This is a genomic window from Streptomyces sp. NPDC043878, from assembly GCF_056435735.1.
This window is the reverse complement of the sequence record NZ_JBWKDW010000027.1, coordinates 19178-42288: the sequence shown is the minus strand read 5'-3', so window position 1 is coordinate 42288 and position 23111 is coordinate 19178. Positions and strand designations below refer to the sequence as shown.

The window sequence follows — 23111 nt, the reverse complement described above, 5'->3', positions numbered from 1 at the left end:
TGGGGCAGTACAGCCTGCTGTACCCCGAACCGGGCGGGCTGCGGGATCGGCCGCCAGGGGTGCTGATCCGTAGCGTCGGTGACGACAGCAGGAACGGCACACGGCCACCGCAGGACCACCCCACAAGACTCCGGGAGCAGCCCCCATGCAGCACACGACGACCCCTGATCCCGCCGACCGGCTCAGCTCCGGGGACATCGCCCGCACCCTGCTCTGGATGGTGGTGGTGGCCAGCGCGCTCACCAACATGGCGGCCTCCTTCGGCGGCGCCGACACCTGGGTGCACCTGGTGTGCGGCGCGATCACCGTCCTGTGCGCGGGCACTCTCGTCGTACGGAACCTGCGCGGCCGGCGATGAACGCCGCCAGCACTGCCGTCGGCGCCCCCGCCATCGCTCTGGAGGGCGTCAGCACGGCCTACCCGGGCGGCGTACGCGCCCTCGACGACGGGTCGTTGAAGGTCAAGACGCTGTGCCGACAGGACACGAACCTGCCGCTGGCAGTCGTGCTGCCAGCTCAACCCGGTGCTGCGGGGCTGGACGGCGTACTTCCGGCATGGGGTGTCGTCCGCTACCTTCCAGTACCTGTCGGCCTTCACCTGGCGCCAGGTCTTCGGATGGCTGCGGCGCAGGAAGCAACTCGCGGGCGGGCGCGTGGACTTCGAGTACGCCTACTTCCTCGTGCACCGCCGCCGCGACGCCGCCCTGCCGGAGGCCGTGTGCCGGGCCGGAGTGCGCTGGAAGATCGAAGAGAACAACGAGCAGGCGAAACAGATCACCGGGCTGGGCCAGTACCAGGTCCGCCGCTGGAACTCCTGGCACCGTCACGTCACCCGCGCGATGCTCGCCCTGGCCTTCTTCACCGTCCAACGCGCCCAGCACCCCGAACAGCAGCCGCACCGGAGAACGACGCGGTCTCCGACCACGAAATTGATCAGGCGATGAGCAGGGAAAAGCCGGACAGACCAGGGAGACCAGCGCCTACCGCTGATCCCCCTGACCGTCCCGGCACTCGTCGGCGTGCTCGCCGCCACCGCCCCCGCCGGCCACCACACCTCACCAGCTTCATCGCCAGATCCCTGCTGGAAAGTGGCGGCTTCAGGCCACTGCTACACCCGGGATTGTGAAGGGCCGAAAAACATGCCTACGAGTTGTTTTCTTCCGATTCGATCACTTGCAGGCACCTATCGATGGCGACCGACATGTATCGACGCCAGAGAGGAGTGAAAGGACCGGCGAGAATCCAACGCCGCCCCGGAAGCGGCTTGAATTCGTATGTCCATCGGATCAGGGTGCCATCGCCGTCGGGATTGAAGTTCCATTCACCACGAACGCCAGCCGCAAGCCGGGAGAGGACGTTCGTGAATCCCGTCAGCTGATACGCAAAACTGGAGCCTTCTGTGTACTCGGTCAGTTGTTCGTTGACCTGTGACCCATCGTCGAACTGCGGGTTCCTGGTCGGACCGACGTGATCCCATGCTTCGGTCTGGTTTGCCACTCCCTTGACGCCGGGAAATGGTGCCACCCGGTGGAAAACGCTCGACAGGTCGATGGGCATGAGCAGCCGAAACGCGTCGGCGGGCGCCATCGCGGTTCGCCGCTGAACTGTGATCTGAACAGTGTCGTCGGCTGGACCGATAAGGAGGGGTATCGCCTGTGTCACTGCGGCCCCCTGAGGCTCGGTCGCTTTCTTCGCCGTGATCAGTTTCTTGTCGGACATCGGTGTTCTCCTGTCTTGGTGGTGATGCATATCCACTGTGAAGCATTAACGAAATTGCGCGCCTTGCCGCCGCCATCTGAACGGAGGCGTCTCCTCATTACCCCTATGTGGCCGTGCGGTGATGCAGCAGCGATCGTTTTTGCTGAGGGTCGTTGAGGTAGTGCGGCGATATGTGGCTGGAGACGTGGTTGGTGAGTGACAGCAGGTCGCTGTTCACGGCTCAGATCGACTTGAGCACCCGGACCCGGTCGGCGATGGCACGCCGCGCGACGTCGGAGTTGAAGGCGATGGAGTCGAATTCGTGGGGGGCGCCGGGGTGCAGGTGGAACTCCACCGGTACGCCGGCGCGGCTGAGCTTGGTGGCGTAGGCGGTGTCCTCGTCGCGGAAGACGTCGAGCTGGCCGACCTCGATGTAGGCCGGCGGCAGGCCGGTCGCGTCGTCGAGACGGGCGGGAGCCGCCGTGGGCGGGACGCCGGAGCCGCCTACGGCCTTGCCGAGCAGTGCCGGCCATGCGGTGAGGCTGTCGTCGTAGGACCACAGAACGTAGGGCTCGATGTGAGGGTCGGGCGTGGTGGTGCGGTCGTCGAGCATCGGCATGAGCAGGATCTGCCGGGCGATCTGCGGGCCGCCGCGCTCGCGGGCGAGGATCGTCAGGGCCGCTGCCATGCCGCCTCCGGCGCTGTCGCCCATCACACCGATCCGGCCGGGGTCGACGCCCAGCTCGGCGGCGTGTTCGTGCAGCCAGCGCAGTGCGGAGTAGGCGTCTTCGAGCGGTGTCGGGAAGGGGTGCTCGGGGGCGCGGCGGTACTCGACCGACAGCATCGGCACGCCGCTGGAGGAGACGTAGCGGGAGACCGGGCCGTCGAACAGGTCGATGTGGCCGAAGATGTATCCGCCGCCGTGGAAGAACAGCACGGCTGGGCCGGGCTCGGCGCCGTCCTTGACGTACCAGCACATTTTGATCTGTGTGCCGTCGTCTGCGGTCGCGTAGTGCTCGTGGGTCGTCACGTCGGCCGGGATGGGCTGCGCGGCTCCCGCGGCGCCGATGATCGGTTCCCACATGGCGCGGCGGCCCGCGATGTCGCCCACAGCCGGCGGCTTGGCCTCGGCCATCGCGCCGGCCATCGGGGCCAGCGCCTCGGCGATTTCGGGGTCCAGGGACAGTGTCATGGTCTTTTCCTTTCGAGGCTGGCCGATCGGTGTCAGGCGGCGGGCGCGACGATGACGACCTTGCCGTGCAGCTCACCCGTGGCGGCCTGGGCGTGGACTGCCGGCAGCTGCGCCAGCGGCACCCGCTGCGCGACGTCGACGCGCAGCTCGCCGGAGTCGACCAGTGCCACCAGCCGCGACAGCTGTTCGGCGTCGCTGTTGACGAACAGGTCGATGCCGCGCACGCCGCGTTGGTCGTCGCTGGGCGCGGGCATCCACACCGTGGTGTTCACCAGCACCCCACCGGAACGGATCAGGGCGGGCAGCGCGGCCAACTGCGCCGGTTCGATCGGCGCGAGGTTGAGCACGACGTCGACCGGCTCGGTCACCGCCGCGGTCACCTCGGTGGCGGTGTGGTCGACGACCTCGTCGGCACCCGCGGTCTTGACCTGCTGGCTGCTGCGCGGGCCGGCCGTGGCGATCACGTACGCGCCGGCGTTCTTGGCCAGCTGCACGGCGTAGCCGCCGACCGCTCCGCCCGCGCCGTTGATGAGCACGCGCTGCCCCGGCGCCAGCTTCGCGTGATCGAACAGGGCCTGCCAGGCGGTGAGACCCACCAACGGCAGCGCTGCGGCGTCCGGCAGTGGGATGCTCCGGGGCGCCGCCGTCAGAATCCCGGCCGGAGCCACCACGTACTCCGCGGCCGCGCCGTCGCCCGTCATCGGCAGGAAGCCGACGACCTGGTCGCCGATTTCGAGATCGGCCACGTCCTCACCCAGCGCTTCGACCGTGCCGGAGACGTCGATGCCGGGAGTGTGCGGCAACGTCACCGGGATGGGGCCCTGCATGAAGCCCCCGCGGATGTTGCCGTCGACACCGTTGAACGATGTCGCGGCGACCCGCACCAGAACCTGCCCGACGCCGGGAACGGGCTGCTCGACGTCCTCGTAACGCAGGACGCTCGGGTCGCCGTACTCGTGGAAACGCACTGCCTTCATGGGAAACCCTTGTCTCGCGATATACCTGAGGTGCTGCGCTTTCGAAGCACCAACTTCGATGTGTGAGCCGACCGGCAGCCGGCGAGGTTAGGCGCCTGCGGATGCCAGGGACCGGAGCTTTTCGTGGCTCGGTGAGCCGGGCACGGTGGAGAAGATCAACAGTTTCTGGCCCTGCTCCGGATCAACCAGCCGTTGGCAGTACGAGTTGAACTCGAGGGAATGGCCGAGCTGGCTGGTATGTCGGTCGATTACTGCAGCCGGATCGCGTAGCAGCGTGGTCCGGCCGCGGGGAAGTCCGACGTCCTCCGGCTGCAGCACCTCCCGGCACACCCGAAGAAAGTCGGCCGGCAGTACCCGATTCATCTCGTCCTCCCGTGCTCGACTGACCAAGCATCGCGTGAACCAGAATCCGGATGAAGGCCGTCCTTATCCACGGACAAGTTGTCCGTGGCAAACCATGCGATGCAGGAGAGACGACCCGCCTGTCGTCACACAGCACCGGATGTTCGTTCCACGTCATCCGGAGCGCTGCGGTGCTCCGAGGCGACGCCTCGCGCTGTGAGCAGAGCGTCGGACTGGGCAGCGTCGAGCGGCCGCACGACGATCTCGGCGAAGAGCGGTGGCCGGTGAGAAGCAAGACGCTGCGCTGGGGAGGGATGGGCTGGGACGGGTACAGCCGGTGCCGTTGTGCCGGGGGTGCTGCCCGGCCCGAGCGCACGCAGTGGTCAGGTCTTGCGTGCGAGGGCTTCGCGGACTGCGGGTACGACTTCGGCGGCGAACGCGCTGATCTGTCGGGTGTGGTCTCGTTCGGGCCAGATGACGAAACCGTTCATCCCGACGGTGCGCACGAGCGCGACAAGGTGCTCGGCCCACTGGGCGGCGGGCCCCTGGAACGGGCCGGCCGACTCCGGTTGGATGACACCGGCGATGTTGTAGACCCGGCGGATCGTGTCCGGATCGCGGCCCGCCGCCAGAGCTGCGTCGTCGATGCGGCGGACAGCCGTGGGCAGTGCGTCGAGTCCGAGGTAGGCATGCGAGGGAAGCCAGCCGTCCGCCTTCGCACCGGTCAGAGCCAGCATGCGGGGCCCGTACGAGCCCAGCCACAGCCCCAGACCGGGGCTCGGCGCCGGACCGGGGTGGACGCCCGCCAGCGAGTAGTGCGCGCCGTGCGTGCGCACACTGCGCTCGCCACTCCACATGGCCCGGATGACGGTGATCGCCTCTTCAAGTGCCTCGACGGCCTCTCTGGGCGTGCGACGGGAGCCGCCCATGGCCTCGACGGCTTCCCAGAAAGCGCCGGCACCCAGGCCGAGCTGGACCCGGGAGCCGGTCAGTCTGTCCAAGGTCGCCACAGCCTTCGCCAGCACCGCCGGCGGACGCAACGGCAGGGAACTGACCGTCGGGACGAGCGTGACATGTCGCGTCCGCGCGGCCAGGAAGGTGAGCAGTGTCCAGGTGTCGTCGAACGCCGCTTGATACGGATGGTCCTGGATGGTGAGAAGGTCAAGGCCGAGACTGTCGATGAGTAGTGCCTGCTCACTGGAGCGGCCGACGGGGAGGGCACTTGGCTCTACGTTTGCGCCGAACAGGACAGGGAGGGGCATGAAAGTCTCCTGAGCGACCGGCGCTTGCTCGACGTCGGCCGCGGTGGTCGGAAGGGGGAAAGCGGGCCCGCCGTCGCCTCGGAGGCAGTGCCTTCGGGACCGGGCGGCAGCCAGGGGGGCGCTGTTCCGGCACGGGTGCTCGGGTCCGTGAGCGGTTCAGCGTGGCGGGCCGAGGATGACGCCGCCGTAGAGTTCGGATGCTTCCGCCAGGAGGGACTTGGGGATCTCGAAGCCGTCGGGGCGTGGGGTGGTGAGGTCGCGTCCGGCGTGGCGGAACATGCCCTCGATGCCGCCGGGTGTGGCGATCATCAGGAGGTCTGCGCGGTCGGAGGTGATGCGGTAGGCGTGCGGGACGTTGCGGGGCAGGTACACGATCCCGCCCTCGCGCAGTTCGTGTTCCTCCTCCCCGGACCAGACCAGGGCCGTGCCCTTGATCAGCATGAACACCTCGTCCTCGCGGGTGTGCAGGTGCAACGGCGGGGCTTCGCCCTTGGCGACGTCGAAGCGGCCCACGGTCAGCTTGCCCTCGGTGGCTTCCTTGTCGAGCAGCACGGAGAACGTTCCCCCGTCGAGCCATTCGAGCTTCTGCTGCTGCTCGGGCTGCGCCAGATAGGCCATCGTCATGAGAAGTCCGTTCTTGGAGGTCGGCGGGGAAACTGGTTCGGCCCGCCACTCGTAGGCGGGCATGGGCATCGGCGAGTGTCCGGACATCAGACATCCAGGTTGCGACGCCCCCAGACGGAGCGGGCGGCAGGATCCGGTGCCGAGCGGGCAGCAGCGGGGGTGGCATGCCGTCGAAGATGTGGAAACCGCCGGCCCGGACGTCGAGTTCGGCATGCACGCCGCAAACCCACAGACGGGAGGCAAGATCCTCGTTGCGGAAGGCCTCCGCGGAGCCGGCCTCGACGAAGACCGCAGGCGGACCAGCGGTCACTGATCACGGGCCGGGTACGGGGCGATCGTCGATGAAAGAGAGCAGTAGGGAGTTGACGAGGTCAGGGCGCGTGGCGAAGGCGAAGTGGTCGGCGCCGGGGAGCTCGGCCAGACGCGCATGTGGGATGGTCCGGCGGAGGTAGAGGGAGACGCTCGCAGGTACCTCCTGGCCGATCGTGCTGCTCATCACCAGGGTGGGGACCGTGATGGCGGGCAGCAGATGACGGTCGTCGTCGAGCGAGATGTTGTCGAAGAAGCCGAGCAGGGTCGCAACGCCCGCGTTGTGGCTCATGTCGCGGAACCACGAGCCGAGCTCCGCGGCACGGTCAGGGCCGATATCGGCGAAGACCAGGCCCGGGTCGAGGACTGCGTCGGTGATTCCCGCGATTCCGTTGTCACGGGCGGCATCGGTGAAGTGGGCGATGCCGATGTCGTCGAAGCCGTACGGCCAGTCGTCGCTGCGACGGAACTTGGGTGAGCCGTTGAGGACGGCCAGCTTGCCCAGCAGCTGGGGGTGTTGAGCGGCGAATCTCAGGGCGACGTGCCCTGCGGAGGCGAAACCGATCACTGTGGGGCTCTGCAGGCCGAGGTGGGTGATGAGGGCGGCGAGGTCGGCGGTGTACAGCGCGGTGACGCTGTCCACGGCGGGGGGCAGTTTGTCGGAAGCCCCGTAGCCGCGTAGATCGAGGAAGACGTTGTGGGTGTGAGGGTCGAAGAACTCCTGTTGGGCGGTCCAGGAGCGGGAGTCCAGGGGCAGGCCGTGCACCCATACGACGGGGTGGTGGCCGGTGCCCGTCTCGTAGTAGGCGATCCGGCCGCCGTCCACGTCGAGATGGTGGGCTTGGTCGAAGGTCAACGGGGGCATGTGTTGTGCTCCTGGTTTCGGGCGGAAGGTACCGCGGCACGGGACCTTCCGCTTGCGGTGTTCACAGGCCGGTCGGGTAGGTGACGTTGTCCAGGCCGGGTACGGTCACCTTGGCCGGATCGTTGTCGGCGGCGACGAGCTGGCTGACGGCGAAGTCGGTGACCGAGCCGGACAGCAGCTGCCTCGGGTCCTCCAGCACCATGCGCAGGCGGGTGGTCATGGCGCGCCAGTCGTCCGCGCCGTGAATGACGGGCATCTCGCTTATCTCGTTGACGGACGGGTCGGAGATGTCTGGGAGGGTGAGGTGTCCGGGGGTGTAGCGGGGCAGTCCGGGGAACATCAGATCGCCGAGTTTCACGGTGGCGCGGGTGTTGGACCAGATCTGGCGCAGCGGCTCTTCCAGAGCTGCCACCTCGGACAGGTCACCGTTGGGCGGCGTGGTGAAGGTGGGCGCGTGGGGTGCCATGTAGAGGCGTTCGAGAGGCAGTTGGTAGTTGGAGGCGCCCAGGAGCATGGTGGCGACGCTGGAGGTGTTCCAGGTGACACCGGCGGTGGGACGCCCCTGCTTGCCGGCGATGACCGCCATGGCCCGGCTCCAGTCGATCTCCTGCTCACGGAACCAGCTGATGATTCGGTGTGAGATGTCCAACCCGGTGAGGAAGAACGTGGCGATCATCATGTGAATGATGGTTCCGTGCCCTTCGGCACTGCCCTTTTCCAGGTACTCGCCGCGCAGGGTGGCGGCGTCGAGACGGCTCTCGTCGTCGAGAGCCGCGCTGAGGAAGCGGTCGGTGACGGCGAAGGTGTAGTCGGCCATGTCGGTGATGGCCTGCTCACGGCCGCGGTAGGTCTCGACCGCGATGGTGTCGCGCCACAACTCGGTGCTGTTCGCCTCCCGGCTGCGCCGCACCTGGGTCAGAAGCCGCTCCGCGTCCGCGCGCCAGCCGGGGGCGCCGTACTTCTTCCGCAGCTGCACCAGGGTGGCGAGGGCGGGGCCGAGGTGGGAGATCCCGGCGAGTTCCTTGAAGCCCTTGGTGGAGAAGCGGAAGCCCTCGACCGTGGGGGGCTTCCCGCCGCCGGGGTAGAGCGCGAAGTCGGTGCCGGTGGCGACGATCAGTGGCGCGTCGGCCGTGTCGGAGGCGGCGGTACGGGTGAGGTGGGAGCCGATGCTGGTGGGACCGGCCGTGTAGGTGGTGAACAGGTCGACGAGCTCGGGGCTTTCGTTGGCGGTCATGGACGTTCCTTGTCGCTGAGTGGAGGAGCGGGCACAGGAATCGGGGAACTCAGAGGGTGAAGCGGTAGAGGACCGTGCGGGCTGCGAAGCGCACGTCGGCGGTGAGGCTGTGGGAGACGGCGATGAGCAGACCCTCTTCGTCGTCGTGGAGAGTGGCGGCGTCGGTGGCACCCGTCGTGGGGAAGGTCTCCGTCTGCACCAGCTGCCCGTCTCGCCACTGGTAGATCTCGGAGTCGAGGTCGGTGGTTGGTTCTGCCGGTGTGCCCAGCACGAAGTTCACGCGGACGATGTACACGGTCCCGTCCGGACCTGGCACGACGGCGAACTCACGTGCTCCCGGTCCGTGCAGCGTCTGATGGACAACGAAACGGGTGCCGTCCCAGCGCAGCAGCTGCGAGTCGCTCTGCAGGCGGGCGACCAGCAGGAAGAATGCGCCGTCTGCGGTGAAGTGTGCGAACGCGCGGCCGTGCCGGTCGGCCAGCTCCTGCTGGGGCCGGAACTCCTCACCGTCGAAGCGGTAGAGCACCGACGGGCCCACGTGCTCGGCGTGCGCCAGGAAATGGTGACCGTCGACGGTGAAGGCGTGCCAGTTGTAGGCCCACCGCGAGTCGATGTCCTGGAAGTGGGCGAAGCGTTCACCGTCCCAGAGGAAGATCTGCGAAGGCCGGTTGTCGGCCTCCTGTTCCGGAAGGACGACCCCCTGGGCGAGGGCCAGGAAGTGCCGGTCCTCGATCGTGAAGTGCCTCCACTGCTTGGCGGCGAAACTGTCGAAGGACTGGAACTCGGCGAAGGAGGTGCCGTCCCATTCGAGGACATGGGACGAGGTGGCATACCGGTACGGGCCGTTGCCCGTACGGATGCTGGCCACGGCCAGGAAGGCACGGTCGCCGATACGGAAGAACTCCGCGTCCTCGCCGCCAGGCGCCGGTACGCGCTGGAACGGCTCGTATCCTCGCTCCCCTCGCTTGAGCAACAGCAAATCCGTGTCGCTGTCTCCTCCGTTCATGTCCGCCGGGGTGTCCGGCATGTCATAGGCGAGCTGCGGTATGGCGAGCAGATGCATGCCGTCCAGGTCGAAGGGCTCGACGCCTCGTGCACCGGAGGTGGGGACGGACTGGATTTCGGTCAGGTGTGTGCTGGGCATCGGGTGATCATCTCCTCGGTTTCAGTGCGGGAACGGCACCGACGGCAGAGCAAAGTTGTTGTCGAAGACGTGGTCGGGGTCGTACTGCGCCTTGAGTGAGATCAGCCGGTCGAGTACCTGGCCGGGAAAGGCGTCCTGCAGTTGTCTCCGCCCAGTACGTGTTTCAAAGCTCAGGTAGAGCCCGTTCACATGCGGCTGGAGCCGTTCCCAGTGCTCGTCGAGGCCGTCGCGCAGTGCGGGCACGGTGGCGGCCATCAGGGAGAAGTTCTGGGTGCGATGCGAGTAGGCCATGGCGGTGGGCGGTGTGTCGTTGACCGCTGCGCCGACCGAGCGCAGCTGCACCATGCCGGCCGCCTTCATGAGCGCTGCCATGCTCTCGGCGGCGGGCGGGGTGATGTGGTCCAGGAGTCCGGAGCGCGACACGGTGAGCGGTTGCTGCGCGTGCTGCGGCTCGTGTCCGGCGGGCAGCAGCCGGTGGTAGGGAGTGACGGTTGCGTGGTTGCGCAGTACCGGCCCGGCCGACAACAGGGGGGCGAGAGCCGCGCGGGCCTGCGTCGCGTCGGTGCCGGCGTACACGGTCATCGCCTGGGCCACAGCTGCTCTCCCGCCGGGACCTGCGACGAGCGTCAGGAAACTGGTGAGCGAGCGGGGGGCCGCCTCCACTGCTGCCGCCCACCGGGTGAGGAACGCGGCGGTGTCGGCGGCGTCGTAGACGGTCATGGCGACGATCACATCGCGCACCGGCTGAGCCTGGAACTCGAAGGCCGTCGCCACCCCGAAGTTGGTTCCCGCCCCGCGCACGGCCCAGAAGAGGTCCGGGCGGTGTTCGGGGTCGGTGCGGATGAGAGACCCATCGGCCAGGACGAGTTCGGCGGCACGCATGTGATCGATGGTCAGACCGTGCAGACGGGACATGAGGCCGATACCGCCGGCGGTGGCCAGTCCGCCGACCCCGACGTCTCCTGTGTCTCCGGAGGACAGCCCCAGGCCGTGGGGTGCGAGTGCTGCGGCGACGTCTCCCCAACGGGCTCCCGCTTCCACGCGTACCAGGCCGGACCGGCTGTCGAGGATTTCCACGGTGTTGATCCGGGACAGGTCGATGACCATGCCTTGGTCGTTGGTGGAACGGCCGCTGATGCCGTGGCCGCCGCTACGTGCGGTCACGGTAACCCCGGTGGTGCGGGCATGAGCCAGCGTGTCCGCTATGTCTTGGTGGTCGCGGACGCGGATCACGGCAGCTGGGGATCCGAGGCGGGTGTAGGTGTGCCGTACGGCGTCGTAGTCACGGTCGCCGGGCCGGATGGTGACCGTGGCAAGGCTCTCGGGAAATGTGTGCTTGGGTGCAGGCGGTGGGCCGGCGGGGGTCTCCATCGGTGCTCCGCGTTGTCCGTGTGGATGAAGGGGCTTGCGTGCATCCGTCACTTCGGCGGTGTGGTCCGTACACCGTGGGCGCGGGTCACCAGGTACTGGAGCGGGTCTTTGGTGTGTGAGCCGTCGCCGGCGATGAGGCGGCCCGCGTGCCGGCCGAGGTCCTCGGCACTGAACCAAGCGGGGCTGTCTGCTCCGATCGCGGCACGCGGGCGGGTGCGGATGGGCCCGATGATCAGCTCGTGGACACGGGGACCGGCGCCGCCCAGTTCCGCCGTGAGGGAGCTCACCAGCGACTTCTTCGCCGCGTTGGTCGCGCCCACGAGTGCAGCGAACGGGTAGGGGATCTCCGCGCTGAACCCGCTCAGATGCACCAGGGCACCGTCCCGGGACAGCAGCGGGGTGAGCGCTCGCAACGCGTGAAAATGACTCGTCAGGTTCGACGCGATCATCGACTGCCACTCGGCGTCGGATGTCTCGAGGATGCCGGTGCGCTCCGGGCTGCCCCAGTCGCCGATAGTGATGACGGCACCGTCCAGCGCACCGTACGCGGACAGTTGGGCGCGCACCGACTCGCTGTCCGCGTCACCGACATCGACCGTGTGGGTGATCAAGGTGCCCTCACCGGCGTCCTTGGCGTAGGCCACGAGGCCGGCCAGTCGTTCCTCGCTGCGGCCGGTAGCTACGACGGTGGCTCCCTGGCGCAGCAGTGCGAGAGTCATCCCCTCTCCGATGCCGCCGGTCGCGCCCGCCACCACGACGGTCCGGCCGGACAGCGGCACGTTCCCCTGTATGTCGTTCACCGGCGAGATGCCTTTCCTGAAGGCGGGGGGGGTGGGCCCCGCCGGGTGGGAATGGGGGGCGGGCCGGAGCCCGCCCCCCAGGGGTTCAGACGGCCGTGGCAGCGCGCTTGCCCAGTTCGAGGGCGTGGAAGAAGGTCAGGGCACTCATGCCCATGGACGGCACGTTCTCCTGCATCAGCCGCATGCGGTGCGGGGCGTCGTGGAACTTGGGATCGAGCTGGAACTCGGCGGCCAGGGAGAACCAGGTGACCGGTACCGCGCCGGCCTGGACCATGCGCTGCACCGCCGCGTTGTGTCCCTCGAGCGAGGGGCTGCCGCAGGCGTCGACGGCCACGTGCACGCGGTAGCCCTCGCGCATGCCGCCCAGCACCGTCTGCAGCACGCATCCGTCCGTGGCTATGCCGCCGATCACCAGGTTCTCCCGGCCTTCCGCCCGGACCGCCTGGGCGAACGACTCGTCCAGGAAGGAGTTGAAGTCGACGGCACGCTCGATGACCGGCTGGTCATCGATGGCCTCCAACAGCTCCGGGTACAGCGGGCCGGACGGCTTGCTCGACTGGCCGTTGGTCACGACCAGACCGCTTTCGTACCACTTCGCCGTCTTCGCCAGGCCCACGACGTTGTTGGTGTGTTCGGCGAGGTTGTGGGAGCGCAGAAGGTTCGCGAAACCGACGGCGTAGTCGACGAGAACGACGGTGGTGTTGGCGGGGGTGAGGGGCTCAGGAGTCATGACGAGACTTCTTTCTGATCGAAGAGGAGGACAGCGGCGCGTTGATCGCGCAGCGGTGGGCAGGTGCCCTGGCGCACTGCTGACCGCTTGGTCACTGACGAAGGTGCCGTCGCGCGCCGTGCTGGGGGCCCGGAGGTGGGGTCGGGCATCCTTCTGTTCAGGCGTCGTGGCGGGCGGGACAGTCGATGTACCCGGTTGCGCCGCCGCTGGAGAAGGCGGCCGGATCGGGCGTCTTCAGCGGTGCCCCGGAACGTACCCGCTCGGCCAGGTCGGGATGGGCCGGCGCGAGCGCGCCGACGGTGACGATGTCAGCGCGGCCACGGGCCGGCTCGTGGGAGAGGGGGTCAGTCGACGGTGAGGACGAGCTTTCCGCGGTTGTGGCCGGCGTCGCTGGTCTGCTGGGCCTTGGCCGCGTCGGCGAGCGGGTAGGTCGCGCCGACCGTGGTCACCAGTGCGCCGTCGGCGGCCTGCTGGGCGAGTTCCGCCAGCCGGGCGGCCGAGCGCCGCGCCGGGCCCTCGGCGAAGACGACACCGAGTTCGCGGGCCCGGAAGTCGGCGGTCGTGACGATCCGGTCGGTGCCGCCGCGCAGGGTGATGGAGTCCTCCAGCGCGCCCTTGCCCGCAGCGTCGAACACGGCGTCCACGCCGCTCGGGGCGGCTGCACGGACCCGCTCGACCAGGTTTTCTCCGTAGACCAGCGCGGTGGCGCCGAGCGAGGTCACGTACTCCTGGTTGGCCGGGCCGGCGGTGCCGATGACGTGGGCGCCGCGGGCGACGGCGAGTTGGACGGCGATGGTGCCGAGCGCGCCGGACGCGCCGTGGATCAGCAGGGTCTCGCCGGCCTTGACATCGAGCAGGTCCAGGACCCGTTCGGCGCCGTCGCTCGCCACCGGCAACGCGGCCGCGTGCGTCCAGTCCAGGCCGGCCGGCTTGAGGGCGAGAACGGCCGCACTGGCGAGCGCGTACTGGGCGTAGGCGCCGGTGTCGGACCAGCCCAGCACCTCGTCGCCCACCTTGAACAGGTCGACGCCTTCGCCGAGGGCGTCGACGACCCCGGCGATCTCCCCGCCGGGGACGGCGGGCAGTGTGGTGGGAAAGATGGCCTCCATGGTCCCGGAGCGGATCTTTCCGTCGACGGGGTTGACGCCTATGGCACGGACACGGACACGGACCTGACCGGGCCCGGGCTGGGGCACCTCGATCTCCGCCTCGTGCAGGACCTCGGTGCCGCCGAACGTGTCGAAAACGATGGCCTTCATGACTGTGTCTCCTTCGAAGGGTTGAGCTGGTGGCACTGGTCGAGTGGCTGGGCACATAGAACGCAGCACCGATTACGTGGCTGGCCAAGTGCCTGGATGGGCGCGTGCCCGATCTGGATCTGCGGAGCCTTGTAATTTGCCGCATATGCGAATCGGTGCCGTGGATGTGTGCGCCGACCGACAGCCGACGAGGCTTAAGCGCCTACGGCTGCCAGGAGTTGGAGTTTTTCGTAGTCCGGTGAGCCGGGTACGGCGGAGAAGACCAGCAGCTCCTGAACCTGGTCGGGGTCCACCAGGCGCTGGCAGTACAGCTCCAGCTCGCCCAGCTCCGGATGCAGGTAGCGTTTGAGGTCGTTGTGGTGGGTGACGTCCACCTCGTGCAACTGCCAGAGGTCGGCGAATTCCGGACTGACCTCCAGCAGTGCCGCGACGATGTCGCCGGCCCTGCCCGTAGGGTCTGCCGTGTGCGCCGCCCGGATGTCCACGGTGAAGACCCTGCCGCGCAGGGCGTGGTCCTCGACGGGGTAGAGGCTGCGTTGCTCCGGGTCGGTGAACCAGCGGTAGACCAGGTAGCGGGACATTCCGCTGAACCGGGTGTAATCACCCAGCAGGGCAACCGCCGGGCGGGTCTGCAGCAGGGTCTCACCGAACCGGGACATCACCAAAGCGGGTGTGTCCGAAAGCCGCTCCACGATGCGCATCATGGTCGGGCTGACGTGATCTTCGCGCAGTACCCGCCGCGGCGCAGGGTGCCCGGCGAGGTCGAAGAGGTAGTCCCGCTCACTGAGGCTGAGATGCAGTCCCCGGGCGAGTGCGGCGAGCACCTGCTCGGACGGCATCGGGCCACGCTGCTGCTCGATCCGACTGTAGTAGTCAACCGACATGCCGGCCAGCGCGGCCACCTCCTCACGCCTGAGCCCACCGGTACGACGCCGCGAGCCGCGGGGAAGCCCGACATCCTCCGGTTGCAGCACCTCCCGGCGTGCCCGGAGAAAGTCGGCCAACAATGCCCGGTCCATCTCAACCTCCCGTGTCGACTGATCAAGCATCGCGTGAACCACAACCCGGATGAAGGCCGTACTTATCCACGGACAAGTTGTCCGTGGCAAACCACGCGATGGGGGGCTGAGTCGCTTGTCGTCACACAACGTCTTCTTGCACAGAGCGGCGTCCTCCGTCTCCAACGGTGTCGGCGGCTGGGTCGGCACCTCCGCCCGGCGTCCCCGCGGCCGGCTCGCGCCGGTTGCCCGGACCCACTTCCGCAAGGTCTCGGGATTGATTCCCACATCGGCAGTGACCTGCCGGATCGTCGCCTCGGGCCGCGACCTGTACAGCGCGACAGCGTCCGCCCTGAACTGCGGCGGGTAGTTCTTGAGGACCACGAGATGTCCGTCATCGGATCCTCGGCATCCGGTGTCTCGTATATCAAGGAGCAAGGCCCCACCTCACGACCACGCCGCACAGATTAAAGATCAAGTTAAGGTGATCCGGCTGCACGCAAGGCCTTTTCCGGTACGGTGGATTGCGCCGACCTGCCAGTTCTTCGGCAGGCGTCACGCAGCCCCGACCAGGTTCAGGAGCTGCTGGTCTTCTCCGCCGTACCCGGCTCACCGGACTACGAAAAACTCCGACTCCCGGCAGCCGTAGGCGCTTTAGGGCTTGCCGGGAATCAACACGCTGGTTCGATCTTGGTGTTGTCTGATTCGAGGAATCGGGCGATGTCCACACCGCGCTGGCATCGGCCAGCCCGTACAGGCTGGCCGATGCCAGCGCGTCGGCCTCCATCGGCAGGCTGACGAGCAAGGAGCGGTACTCCTTCGGCGCGCAGTTCGCCGAGGTCGCGGTCGACGTCACCACCGGCGAGTTCCGGGTACGGCGGATTCGGGACGTTCGCGGCGGGCCGGATCGTCAACCCGTGCGTGCGATCCTGCAGAGGTGAGCCGAGGGCGGCGCGCACCGCCGCGGTCAGGCTGTCGAGCCCGGCTGTCCGCCCGTAGGGGGAGAGGGCGGGCAGCCGAGCCGACCGCGGGTGGTGACCAGCAGAACGAGGGCCGCCGCGGTGAAGCTGAACAGAATGGCGTGCGCGGCCTTCCCCTGGGACAGGGACGGGAACATCGACGACCACGCCAGGGAGATGAAGTTGTTGACACTGGTGTGTAGCAGCATGGCCAACGGCAGACTCTCGCCGGTGCGGTTGAAGACCCACGTCATGACAAAGCTGATCGCCATCGCGGTGGCGATGAACTCCACCGGCCCGATCCAGGACCCGCCCATCCAGTTGCCCCACTCGGTCAGAAACAGCGGCAGGTGCCAGGCACCCCACAGCGGGCCGAGGATGAGGGTGCCGACCACAGGGCCGTGGCGTTGCTGGAGGCGGGGCATGGCGAACTCGCGCCAGCCGGGCTCCTCGGCCAAACCTGTGGTGATCATCTGCAGGACGAGCCCCGGCAGGTAGGCGGCCAGCACCGCGGCGGACGGCAGGACGGGTCCGCGCCCTGCCAGCGCGGACGAGGTCAGGATCAGTGCGGCGGGTACCGACAGCAGTACAGCGGCGTACCAGCGCCAGCCGACCCGCAGCTTGGTCATTCGTCCGACCCAGGTCCGCAGTCCGGTACGGCCCTCGGAGCCCACGGTGACCAGGAATGCCGACATGATCGGGCCTAGATAGGCACCGGGCAGAACGCCCAAGAGCTCGCTCGTGCCGCCGGCCCCGGGGAAGGAGAAGTGGAGGACACCCAAGCCGTTCCCCGACAGGACGTACGGTGTCCAGGCCAGCCAGCTCAGCAGGTAGGCCAGCGAGAAGAACCAGGTCAAGGGGCGGCGGCCGATACTTCCCCGGAGGCCGGCGAGGGCGTTCGGCCCGCGCTCGGCGGGTTGGATGTCGCTGGTGACGGGTGCCTGGGTGCTCACCGTGTTGTCCCTCCGGCTGCGGCTGACGTGACGGTGTTCAGCACATCAGCGCCGCGTCCGCGGGTCATTGCCGTGGGCGCCCTGAGCGTTGGTACAGCAGGCTGTACCGGAACTGTCCGCCGTGCGTCCGTCGCGCCCCGGCCTGCCTCTGTCGGCTGGGCAGGTCATCAGCCAGGCGGCCGGGTCGTCATCCTCTTTGACGGCCGGGGCCCAGCCAGGCAGTCCGCCGCGATCGCGGCGTCGTCCTCCGATCCCGCTCTGCGGTGGGCCCGCCGACGGCTCTCGGTGAGGCCGCAGCCCCGACGCAGGGGCTGCGGCCTACTGGTAGCGACTCCCTTACCCCGTGCTCCAGTCACGGTCTTCCTCGTCGTCTAGGGGGCAGCGGAGCGTGACCTGGGCGCAGCCATGCGAACGATGATCCGGCCGCTGTTGCCTGGGGGGGTTTCCACAGCGTGGTACAGCTTTTTGATGTGCTTCTGCGCGAGGAATGCCAGCACCCGCTGCTTAAGCTGCCCCGATCCTTTGCCCGGAATGAACTGCACGGCATCCTCGCCCGTATGCACCGCTTTGAAGAGTGTCTGTCGCAACGTCAGCTCAATATCACGATTGTTCTTGAAGATGGGATGCAGGTCGACGGTGATCACTCTTGTCTGTCTCCTTAAGAGAACCTGATCTAGGTACTGTAGTGGGTAGTTAGGAATGATTTTGTGACGACGGGTGCTGGCGGTCGTTAGGTCCGGCGTGAGCGTGCGTCATTCTTGTCGCAGTGATGTGTCTGACGCCCGGTGGGCTTTGCTCGAGCCGGTTTTCACTGCCTGGCGGGCGAGACGGACTGGGCCGGGCGCTGCGGTCCGGGTGCACGATCTGCGAGAGATCGTCAATGTCATCCTCTACGTCAACCGCACCGGGATCCCGTGGGAGTACCTGCCGCACGACTTCCCCCCATGCAAGACCGTCTACGACTACTTCGCGAAGCGGGAAGCCGACGGCACGACACAGCAGGTCCGCGACCTGTTACACGACAAGACCCACCGCACGCAGGGCCGCAGCGTGGTGTGCAGGCACCATCCGCTCGCCGCCCAGGATACCGTCGACGTCGAAACGCCGGCGGCGGAGCCGATGTCGAACGCGCACCTGATGGAGCCGAGATTCGCGTCGCTGTGGTGCTGGGCGACGGGCGGCCCCTGGATGGCGCCCGGATCGAGCTCGTCTTCTCCGCGACGCCCGGCTCCCCGAGCCATGAGAAACCCCATCTCCTGACCGCCGTGCGGAAGTAGCCCGTCGGGCTTCCCGGATGCCGCGGTGCTCGGTGGTCCGCCGTCTCGCCGCCCCCCGTCCATCTCTGCCACGTCGCATGCTCAACCACGGACAACATGTCCGTGGTTAAGCAGGACCTTCATCCGGATTCCGGTCGACGACATGCTTGATCAGTCGAACGCGGCGACGCCGAGCAGTTGTCGCGGCTGGTGGCGCTGATCGACTCCGGTGAGCTGCGCGTTGATGTGGCGCAGCGAGTGCCGCTGGCGGTGGCCCGCGACTGCTCGGCCAGCCATCAGCCCGTTCTGCCACTCACCCCACGCAGCGAAAGACCGAGGTCATGACACTCGAATTCGACCCGGAAGTAGCCGACGCCCTGGCCCAGATGGGCGGAACCGACGCATTCCAGCCCCCACGTGACGACGTCGAGGGGCGGCGAGCCTTCTGGGAGCCGATCCTCGCAGCCTCCAGCACCGCCCAGCCCTTCCCCGAAGACGTCCGGATGAGCGACAGCTACGCCACCACAGACGACGCCGCCCGGATCCAGATGCGCTGGTACACCAAGGAGGGCGCGACCCCGGGTCCGGCGGTGGTGTACTTCCACGGTGGCGGATACTTCTTCGGCCACATCGACCACTTCGACGGCACTCTCGCCCGCTACGTCTCCGCCAGCGGCGTGCCGATGCTGTCGGTCGAGTACCGCCGCGCCCCCGAGCACCCCTACCCGACCCCGATCGAAGACGGCTACGCGGCGCTGCGCTGGCTGCACGAGCACGCCGCGGAGCTCGGCGTCGACCCCGGCCGGATCGGCGTGATGGGCGACAGCGCCGGCGGCGGCCTGGCCGCGGCCGTGGCAATCCTGACGCGAGAGCGCGGCGGCCCGAAGATCGCCCGCCAGATCCTCATCATGCCGATGCTCGACGACCGCACCGGCGCCCCCGACCCCCACCTCGCGCCCTTCATCTACAACTACGGCGACCTTGTCACCGGATGGCGGACTTTCCTCGGCGACGCCGTCGGAGGGTCCGACGTCCCGGCCACGGCGGCCCCGGCCCGGCTCGAAGACGCCACCGGCCTGCCGCCGGCCTACATCGAGGTCGGCCAGCTCGACCTGTTCCGCGACGAAGACACCGCCTACGCCACCAAGCTCAGCCGCGCCGGCGTACCGGTGGAGTTCCACCTGCACCCCGGCGTCCCGCACGAGTTCGACTCCCTCGCCTTCACCTCCGACGTCGCACGGCGTGCCATCGCCGACCGCGTCCGGGTGCTGAGGTCGATCTGAGCCGCGACCACCGAGCCATCCACTGCACGGAAAGAAATGAAATGACTCTCTGGACCCCCATCACTGTCGGCGCCATCGAGCTGCCGCACCGCCTCGCCATGGCTCCGATGACGCGTGACCGCTCCCGGCCGGACGGCGTCCCCACCGACCTCAACCGCGCGTACTACCGTCAGCGCGCGTCGATGGCCCTCATCATCACCGAAGGCACCCAGCCCTCCGCCGACGGCCAGGGCTACCTGCTGACCCCCGGGATCTACACCGAGGCACACATCGCCGGCTGGCAGGAGATCACCAGCGCCGTGCACTCCGCCGGCGGGCGCATAGTCGTCCAGCTCATGCACACGGGCCGCATCTCCCACCCCGACAACACCCCCCACCACCGCCGGCCCGTCGCCCCTTCGGCCATCCAGCCCAAGGGCGCGATGTTCACCACCTCCGGTCTGCAGGACATGCCCACCCCCCGGGCCCTGGACATCAACGAAGTCGCCGACGTGGTCGACGAATTCCGCCACGCGGCCTCAGCCGCCATCGCAGCCGGCTTCGACGGCGTCGAGATCCACGGAGCCAACGGCTACCTCGTCCACCAGTTCCTCGCCGGCAACACCAACCAGCGCACCGACCGCTACGGGGGCTCGCTCGAAAACCGCATCCGCTTCGCGGTCGAGGTCGCCTCCGCGGTGGCCGACGAGATCGGCGCCGAACGCACCGGTCTGCGCCTCTCCCCGGGCAACCCCTTCAACGACATCGCCGAACACGACACCCGCGACCTGTACCCGGCACTCGTCACGGCCCTGGCACCACTGAACCTCGCCTACCTCCACCTGATCCACGGCGGCGACGAGGAACTCCTGCGCGAACTGCGCCAGCTGTGGCCGACGGCCCTGCTCCTCAACCGCGCGGGAACCGACATCGACACGCGCGTCGCCGACCTCGACGCCGGCCTGGCCGACGTCATCACGGTCGGCACCACGGCACTGGCCAACCCCGACCTCCCGGCCCGCATCCGCTCCGGCGCACCGCTCAACCAGGCCGACCCGGCCACCTTCTACGGCGGCGACCACCACGGCTACACCGACTACCCCGCCCTCGCCGCGACGTTGGTCTGACAAGCACTTCCGACAGGAGAATTCCGATGTCACACGACAACGTGGTCACGGTCCTCGGTGCGACCGGCACCCAGGGAGGTGCGGTCGCGCGTGCGCTGCTGGCCGACGGCGCCTTCACCGTACGGGCGGTGACGCGCGACGCCGCGTCGCCGAAGGCACAGATCCTGGCGGGACTCGGCGCCCATGTGGTGGAGGCGAGCCTCAGCGACGAGGGCAGCCTGCGCCGGGCGTTCGACGGGGCGTACGGTGCGTTCCTCGTCACGCCGTACTGGGAGCACCGCTCGCCCGCGCGGGAACTGGCCGAGGTCGAGAACCTCATCAGCGCGGCCCAGGCAGCCGGTCTGCGTCATGTCATCTGGTCGACGCTGGAGGACACGCGGGAGGCGATCGCGGCAGCCGACGACCGGATGCCGTTCATCGGCGACGGTTACCGGGTGCCGCACTTCGACGTGAAGGGCGGGGCCGCCGACGCTCTGTTCGCCAAGTCGGGACTGCCCACGACGTACCTGTTGCTGTCCTTCTTCTGGGACAACCTGCTCACCCTCGCCAGACCGCAACGCGACCCCGACGGAACGCTCGCCCTGCACCTCCCCCTCGGTGACACGGCCGTCACGGGCATCGCCTCCGACGACATCGGCCAGGCGGTGCTGCGCGTGCTGCGGCGGCCGTCGGAGACGATCGGCGCCACCGTCCCCGTGGCCGGCGAGCACCTGACCGGCGAGCAGATGGCGGCAGCGCTGAGCACGGTGCTCGGTGAGCCGGTGGCCTACCGCCCGCCCAGCCACGACCAGTTCCGCGGCCTCGGCTTCCCCGGCGCCGACGAGCTGGGAAACATGTTCCAGTACTACGCGGAGTTCTCCGGGTCCTACCGCGGCCTGCGTGAGCGCGAAGCGACGCGCGCGTTCAACCCGGATCCGGTGAGCCTGACCGACTTCCTGGCCGCACATCGTGCCGAACTCGAAGCCTGACCGGCCACTCGGCGACTCAGAGGAGTATTCATGACCAGCGACGACAGCAGCCTGTCCAGTCCACTCGGAACCCCCGGCCACGCGTAAGCGGACTCCTCCTTCCAGCTCAACGCCCCGGTCGATCCGGCCGGGGCGTTCACCGCCCGCTCGATCGACGACGTCCGCGCCGCCGCACGCCCGGCGGCGGCCGCTGCTGCTGAACACCACCGGCCACGCGATGGGCCGGAGTGCCGCGCTGAACGGTTCGCTGGTGCTGCGTCCGCTCATCGACGCACCCGTCCACGTCGACCCGGGAACCCGGACGGCCCGCGTGCCCGCCGGCAGGACCCGGGGCGACATCCTGCCGTCGGGATGAACGGTTTCGTCATCTGGCCCGAACGAGACCACACCCGACAGATCAGCGCGTTCGCCGCCGAAGGCGTACCCGCAGTCCGCGAAGCCCTCGCACGCAAGACCTGACCACTGCGTGCGCTGGGGCCGGGCAGCACCCCCGGGCACAACGGCACCGGCTGTACCGTCCCAGCCCATCCCTCCCCAGCGCAGCGTCCTGCTTCTCACCGGCCACAAAGGCGGCACGGCGAACTGCCCCTGTCCGCCCCGCCCTCGGCAACGCCGACCATCCAACGATGCCCGCATCCGTCGTGTCGCCGCGCGCACCGGAGCCCGCGTCACCTCCACCGACCAGGTACTGGCCGAGCTCGCCGCCGGCTCCGCCGGCCCTCACGGACAGACGTTCCTGGTCGTTCTCCTCTACCCAGCCCCAGGTGATCCCATGAGCGACGAAACGCCTCTCCCCGACGGATTCGAGAACATCACCGTCACTGCGAACGGCACCCGGCTGCATGCCGTGGTCGGCGGGACCGGTGCACCCGTACTCCTTCTGCACGGCTGGCCCCAGACATGGCGGGCCTGGCGACACCTCATGCCGGCCCTCGCCGCGCACGGTTACCGCGTCGTCGCTCCCGACCTGCGCGGCCTGGGTGCCTCCGACCGTCCCCCGAGCGGATACGACAAGGACACACAGGCAGAGGACATGCGCGAACTCCTCGCACAGCTCGGCATCCACGGCGGCGTACACGTCGTCGGGCACGACATCGGTGGCATGGTGGGCTTCGCCTACGCCCGCCGCCACCCCGAGGAAGTCGAACACCTCGTCCTCGTCGAACTCGCCCTGCCCGGCTTCGGCCTGGAGCAGGCGATGGACGTGGCCTCCGGCGGTCTGTTCCACTTCGGCCTCTTCATGACCGAAGAACTACCCGAGCTGCTCCTCGAAGGCCGCGAGCGCGACTTCCTCACCTGGTGGTTCAACTGGTTGTCCGCGGTACCCGGAACCTTCCCGCCGGAAGAGGTCGCCACCGTCGCCTCCTCCTACCGCGGACACGAGGCCCTGCGCGCCGGCTTCGCGCACTACCGCACCCTCCTTGAGGACGGCCGCGTCAACCGGGCCTGGCGCGAAACCGGAGCAACCCTTCCCATGCCCGTACTCGCCGTCGGCGGCGAGCACAGCTCAGGCAGCCGACTCGCCGACAGCCTGGACACGGTCGCGCCGCACCTGACCGGTGCGGTGATTGCGGGCAGTGGCCACTTCGTGCCCGAGGAACGCCCCGAGGCCTTCGCCCGCGAGCTGCTCGCCTTCCTGGCTACCCCGCTCGCCTGCGGTGGACATGGAACGCCCGGGTGAGTCCAATGCGGCACAAAGCCGTGTGGGCCACCCGGCCGCCGCCGCGGAGAGCCGGTGCGGTCGGGCTGTTGCCGGAACCCACTGGTTCGCGTAGAGAGGTG

25 protein-coding genes and 2 pseudogenes are annotated in these 23111 nt (G+C 68.5%); 9 read left to right on the top strand and 18 right to left on the bottom strand.

What is annotated here, in order from left to right; all coding sequences use genetic code 11:
- Positions 1-145: 145 nt before the first annotated feature.
- Both AC07AZ_RS30775 and AC07AZ_RS30770 read left to right on the top strand, forming a co-directional pair.
- The gene (locus AC07AZ_RS30775; protein WP_478853515.1) at positions 146-358 is read left to right on the top strand and encodes a hypothetical protein; all 213 of its coding nucleotides are present in this window, start codon (positions 146-148) and stop codon (positions 356-358) included.
- A gap of 201 nt (positions 359-559) precedes the next feature.
- Positions 560-943 (top strand): hypothetical protein, encoded by a 384-nt coding sequence (locus tag AC07AZ_RS30770; protein WP_478853513.1) that lies wholly within the window; start codon positions 560-562, stop codon positions 941-943.
- 199 nt (positions 944-1142) lie between these two features.
- Here the strand turns inward: AC07AZ_RS30770 and AC07AZ_RS30765 are convergent, their stop codons facing one another.
- From AC07AZ_RS30765 to AC07AZ_RS30695, 15 genes and pseudogenes are all read right to left on the bottom strand, one after another.
- Positions 1143-1718: an SRPBCC family protein gene (locus AC07AZ_RS30765; RefSeq protein ID WP_478853511.1), complete on the bottom strand. Its 576-nt coding sequence runs from the start codon at positions 1716-1718 to the stop codon at positions 1143-1145.
- 220 nt (positions 1719-1938) lie between these two features.
- The gene (locus tag AC07AZ_RS30760) at positions 1939-2889 is read right to left on the bottom strand and encodes an alpha/beta hydrolase (RefSeq protein WP_478853509.1); all 951 of its coding nucleotides are present in this window, start codon (positions 2887-2889) and stop codon (positions 1939-1941) included.
- A 32-nt stretch (positions 2890-2921) separates the two neighbouring features.
- The gene (locus tag AC07AZ_RS30755; RefSeq protein ID WP_478853507.1) at positions 2922-3866 is read right to left on the bottom strand and encodes an NADP-dependent oxidoreductase; all 945 of its coding nucleotides are present in this window, start codon (positions 3864-3866) and stop codon (positions 2922-2924) included.
- An 87-nt stretch (positions 3867-3953) separates the two neighbouring features.
- Positions 3954-4229 carry a hypothetical protein gene (locus tag AC07AZ_RS30750; protein WP_478853505.1) on the bottom strand — a complete coding sequence of 92 codons (276 nt, stop codon included), beginning with the start codon at positions 4227-4229 and terminating at the stop codon, positions 3954-3956.
- 362 nt (positions 4230-4591) lie between these two features.
- A complete protein-coding gene (locus AC07AZ_RS30745; protein WP_478853503.1) occupies positions 4592-5470 on the bottom strand; it encodes an LLM class flavin-dependent oxidoreductase in 879 nt (292 codons plus the stop codon).
- A gap of 156 nt (positions 5471-5626) precedes the next feature.
- Positions 5627-6181: a cupin domain-containing protein gene (locus tag AC07AZ_RS30740; protein WP_478853501.1), complete on the bottom strand. Its 555-nt coding sequence runs from the start codon at positions 6179-6181 to the stop codon at positions 5627-5629.
- Positions 6182-6407: 226 nt separating this feature from the next.
- On the bottom strand, positions 6408-7268 hold the full coding sequence (locus tag AC07AZ_RS30735; protein ID WP_478853499.1) for an alpha/beta fold hydrolase: 861 nt from the start codon (positions 7266-7268) through the stop codon (positions 6408-6410).
- Between the two features lie 61 nt (positions 7269-7329).
- Entirely contained in the window at positions 7330-8502 is a 1173-nt protein-coding gene (locus AC07AZ_RS30730) for a DUF5624 domain-containing protein (RefSeq protein WP_478853497.1), read from the bottom strand.
- A gap of 49 nt (positions 8503-8551) precedes the next feature.
- Positions 8552-9646: a hypothetical protein gene (locus AC07AZ_RS30725; RefSeq protein WP_478853495.1), complete on the bottom strand. Its 1095-nt coding sequence runs from the start codon at positions 9644-9646 to the stop codon at positions 8552-8554.
- Positions 9647-9667: 21 nt separating this feature from the next.
- Positions 9668-11017 carry an FAD-binding oxidoreductase gene (locus tag AC07AZ_RS30720; protein WP_478853493.1) on the bottom strand — a complete coding sequence of 450 codons (1350 nt, stop codon included), beginning with the start codon at positions 11015-11017 and terminating at the stop codon, positions 9668-9670.
- A 47-nt stretch (positions 11018-11064) separates the two neighbouring features.
- Positions 11065-11817, bottom strand: a complete 753-nt coding sequence (locus AC07AZ_RS30715; RefSeq protein WP_051745869.1) for an SDR family NAD(P)-dependent oxidoreductase — start codon at positions 11815-11817, stop codon at positions 11065-11067.
- An 85-nt stretch (positions 11818-11902) separates the two neighbouring features.
- The gene (locus AC07AZ_RS30710; protein ID WP_478853491.1) at positions 11903-12547 is read right to left on the bottom strand and encodes an isochorismatase family protein; all 645 of its coding nucleotides are present in this window, start codon (positions 12545-12547) and stop codon (positions 11903-11905) included.
- A gap of 344 nt (positions 12548-12891) precedes the next feature.
- On the bottom strand, positions 12892-13806 hold the full coding sequence (locus AC07AZ_RS30705) for an NADP-dependent oxidoreductase (protein ID WP_478853489.1): 915 nt from the start codon (positions 13804-13806) through the stop codon (positions 12892-12894).
- 194 nt (positions 13807-14000) lie between these two features.
- Positions 14001-14825, bottom strand: coding sequence for a helix-turn-helix transcriptional regulator (locus tag AC07AZ_RS30700; protein ID WP_478853610.1), 825 nt, complete (start codon positions 14823-14825; stop codon positions 14001-14003).
- A gap of 147 nt (positions 14826-14972) precedes the next feature.
- Positions 14973-15188, bottom strand: a pseudogene (locus AC07AZ_RS30695) (transposase); the annotation flags it as partial.
- 401 nt (positions 15189-15589) lie between these two features.
- Here AC07AZ_RS30695 and AC07AZ_RS30690 point away from each other — a divergent pair.
- Positions 15590-15722, top strand: a pseudogene (locus AC07AZ_RS30690) (molybdopterin cofactor-binding domain-containing protein); the annotation flags it as partial.
- Positions 15723-15771: 49 nt separating this feature from the next.
- On the opposite strand, the gene AC07AZ_RS30685 reads toward AC07AZ_RS30690, so the two are convergent.
- Together AC07AZ_RS30685 and AC07AZ_RS30680 are read right to left on the bottom strand one after the other, a co-directional pair.
- Complete coding sequence (locus tag AC07AZ_RS30685) at positions 15772-16716, bottom strand: CPBP family intramembrane glutamic endopeptidase (RefSeq protein ID WP_478853487.1); 945 nt, start codon at positions 16714-16716, stop codon at positions 15772-15774.
- Positions 16717-17087: 371 nt separating this feature from the next.
- Positions 17088-17360 (bottom strand): Smr/MutS family protein, encoded by a 273-nt coding sequence (locus AC07AZ_RS30680; protein ID WP_478853485.1) that lies wholly within the window; start codon positions 17358-17360, stop codon positions 17088-17090.
- 73 nt (positions 17361-17433) lie between these two features.
- Here AC07AZ_RS30680 and AC07AZ_RS30675 point away from each other — a divergent pair, with 73 nt between their 5' ends.
- The gene (locus AC07AZ_RS30675) at positions 17434-17976 is read left to right on the top strand and encodes a transposase (RefSeq protein ID WP_478853483.1); all 543 of its coding nucleotides are present in this window, start codon (positions 17434-17436) and stop codon (positions 17974-17976) included.
- Positions 17977-18143: 167 nt separating this feature from the next.
- Here the strand turns inward: AC07AZ_RS30675 and AC07AZ_RS30670 are convergent, their stop codons facing one another.
- A complete protein-coding gene (locus AC07AZ_RS30670) occupies positions 18144-18269 on the bottom strand; it encodes a hypothetical protein (RefSeq protein WP_382155457.1) in 126 nt (41 codons plus the stop codon).
- A 44-nt stretch (positions 18270-18313) separates the two neighbouring features.
- Here AC07AZ_RS30670 and AC07AZ_RS30665 point away from each other — a divergent pair, with 44 nt between their 5' ends.
- From AC07AZ_RS30665 to AC07AZ_RS30645, 5 genes are all read left to right on the top strand, one after another.
- Positions 18314-19255, top strand: coding sequence for an alpha/beta hydrolase (locus AC07AZ_RS30665; RefSeq protein ID WP_478853480.1), 942 nt, complete (start codon positions 18314-18316; stop codon positions 19253-19255).
- 41 nt (positions 19256-19296) lie between these two features.
- Positions 19297-20361: an alkene reductase gene (locus AC07AZ_RS30660; RefSeq protein ID WP_478853478.1), complete on the top strand. Its 1065-nt coding sequence runs from the start codon at positions 19297-19299 to the stop codon at positions 20359-20361.
- Positions 20362-20387: 26 nt separating this feature from the next.
- Positions 20388-21329, top strand: a complete 942-nt coding sequence (locus AC07AZ_RS30655) for an NmrA/HSCARG family protein (protein ID WP_478853476.1) — start codon at positions 20388-20390, stop codon at positions 21327-21329.
- Between the two features lie 217 nt (positions 21330-21546).
- Positions 21547-21684: a hypothetical protein gene (locus AC07AZ_RS30650; RefSeq protein ID WP_478853474.1), complete on the top strand. Its 138-nt coding sequence runs from the start codon at positions 21547-21549 to the stop codon at positions 21682-21684.
- Between the two features lie 417 nt (positions 21685-22101).
- Complete coding sequence (locus AC07AZ_RS30645; protein ID WP_478853472.1) at positions 22102-23010, top strand: alpha/beta fold hydrolase; 909 nt, start codon at positions 22102-22104, stop codon at positions 23008-23010.
- Positions 23011-23111: the final 101 nt, after the last annotated feature.

What these genes read in the sequence shown, in the direction of transcription:
- AC07AZ_RS30665 (WP_478853480.1), top strand. Translation starts at nt 18,314, where the DNA reads ATGACACTCGAATTCGACCCGGAAGTAGCCGACGCCCTGGCCCAGATG.
- AC07AZ_RS30710 (WP_478853491.1), bottom strand. Translation starts at nt 12,547, where the DNA reads ATGACTCCTGAGCCCCTCACCCCCGCCAACACCACCGTCGTTCTCGTC.
- AC07AZ_RS30645 (WP_478853472.1), top strand. Translation starts at nt 22,102, where the DNA reads ATGAGCGACGAAACGCCTCTCCCCGACGGATTCGAGAACATCACCGTC.
- AC07AZ_RS30740 (WP_478853501.1), bottom strand. Translation starts at nt 6,181, where the DNA reads ATGTCCGGACACTCGCCGATGCCCATGCCCGCCTACGAGTGGCGGGCC.
- AC07AZ_RS30735 (WP_478853499.1), bottom strand. Translation starts at nt 7,268, where the DNA reads ATGCCCCCGTTGACCTTCGACCAAGCCCACCATCTCGACGTGGACGGC.
- AC07AZ_RS30705 (WP_478853489.1), bottom strand. Translation starts at nt 13,806, where the DNA reads ATGAAGGCCATCGTTTTCGACACGTTCGGCGGCACCGAGGTCCTGCAC.
- AC07AZ_RS30725 (WP_478853495.1), bottom strand. Translation starts at nt 9,646, where the DNA reads ATGCCCAGCACACACCTGACCGAAATCCAGTCCGTCCCCACCTCCGGT.
- AC07AZ_RS30650 (WP_478853474.1), top strand. Translation starts at nt 21,547, where the DNA reads ATGGGCCGGAGTGCCGCGCTGAACGGTTCGCTGGTGCTGCGTCCGCTC.
- AC07AZ_RS30660 (WP_478853478.1), top strand. Translation starts at nt 19,297, where the DNA reads ATGACTCTCTGGACCCCCATCACTGTCGGCGCCATCGAGCTGCCGCAC.
- AC07AZ_RS30730 (WP_478853497.1), bottom strand. Translation starts at nt 8,502, where the DNA reads ATGACCGCCAACGAAAGCCCCGAGCTCGTCGACCTGTTCACCACCTAC.
- AC07AZ_RS30745 (WP_478853503.1), bottom strand. Translation starts at nt 5,470, where the DNA reads ATGCCCCTCCCTGTCCTGTTCGGCGCAAACGTAGAGCCAAGTGCCCTC.
- AC07AZ_RS30700 (WP_478853610.1), bottom strand. Translation starts at nt 14,825, where the DNA reads ATGGACCGGGCATTGTTGGCCGACTTTCTCCGGGCACGCCGGGAGGTG.
- AC07AZ_RS30670 (WP_382155457.1), bottom strand. Translation starts at nt 18,269, where the DNA reads ATGGCTGGCCGAGCAGTCGCGGGCCACCGCCAGCGGCACTCGCTGCGC.
- AC07AZ_RS30775 (WP_478853515.1), top strand. Translation starts at nt 146, where the DNA reads ATGCAGCACACGACGACCCCTGATCCCGCCGACCGGCTCAGCTCCGGG.
- AC07AZ_RS30755 (WP_478853507.1), bottom strand. Translation starts at nt 3,866, where the DNA reads ATGAAGGCAGTGCGTTTCCACGAGTACGGCGACCCGAGCGTCCTGCGT.
- AC07AZ_RS30760 (WP_478853509.1), bottom strand. Translation starts at nt 2,889, where the DNA reads ATGACACTGTCCCTGGACCCCGAAATCGCCGAGGCGCTGGCCCCGATG.
- AC07AZ_RS30655 (WP_478853476.1), top strand. Translation starts at nt 20,388, where the DNA reads ATGTCACACGACAACGTGGTCACGGTCCTCGGTGCGACCGGCACCCAG.
- AC07AZ_RS30750 (WP_478853505.1), bottom strand. Translation starts at nt 4,229, where the DNA reads ATGAATCGGGTACTGCCGGCCGACTTTCTTCGGGTGTGCCGGGAGGTG.
- AC07AZ_RS30720 (WP_478853493.1), bottom strand. Translation starts at nt 11,017, where the DNA reads ATGGAGACCCCCGCCGGCCCACCGCCTGCACCCAAGCACACATTTCCC.
- AC07AZ_RS30765 (WP_478853511.1), bottom strand. Translation starts at nt 1,718, where the DNA reads ATGTCCGACAAGAAACTGATCACGGCGAAGAAAGCGACCGAGCCTCAG.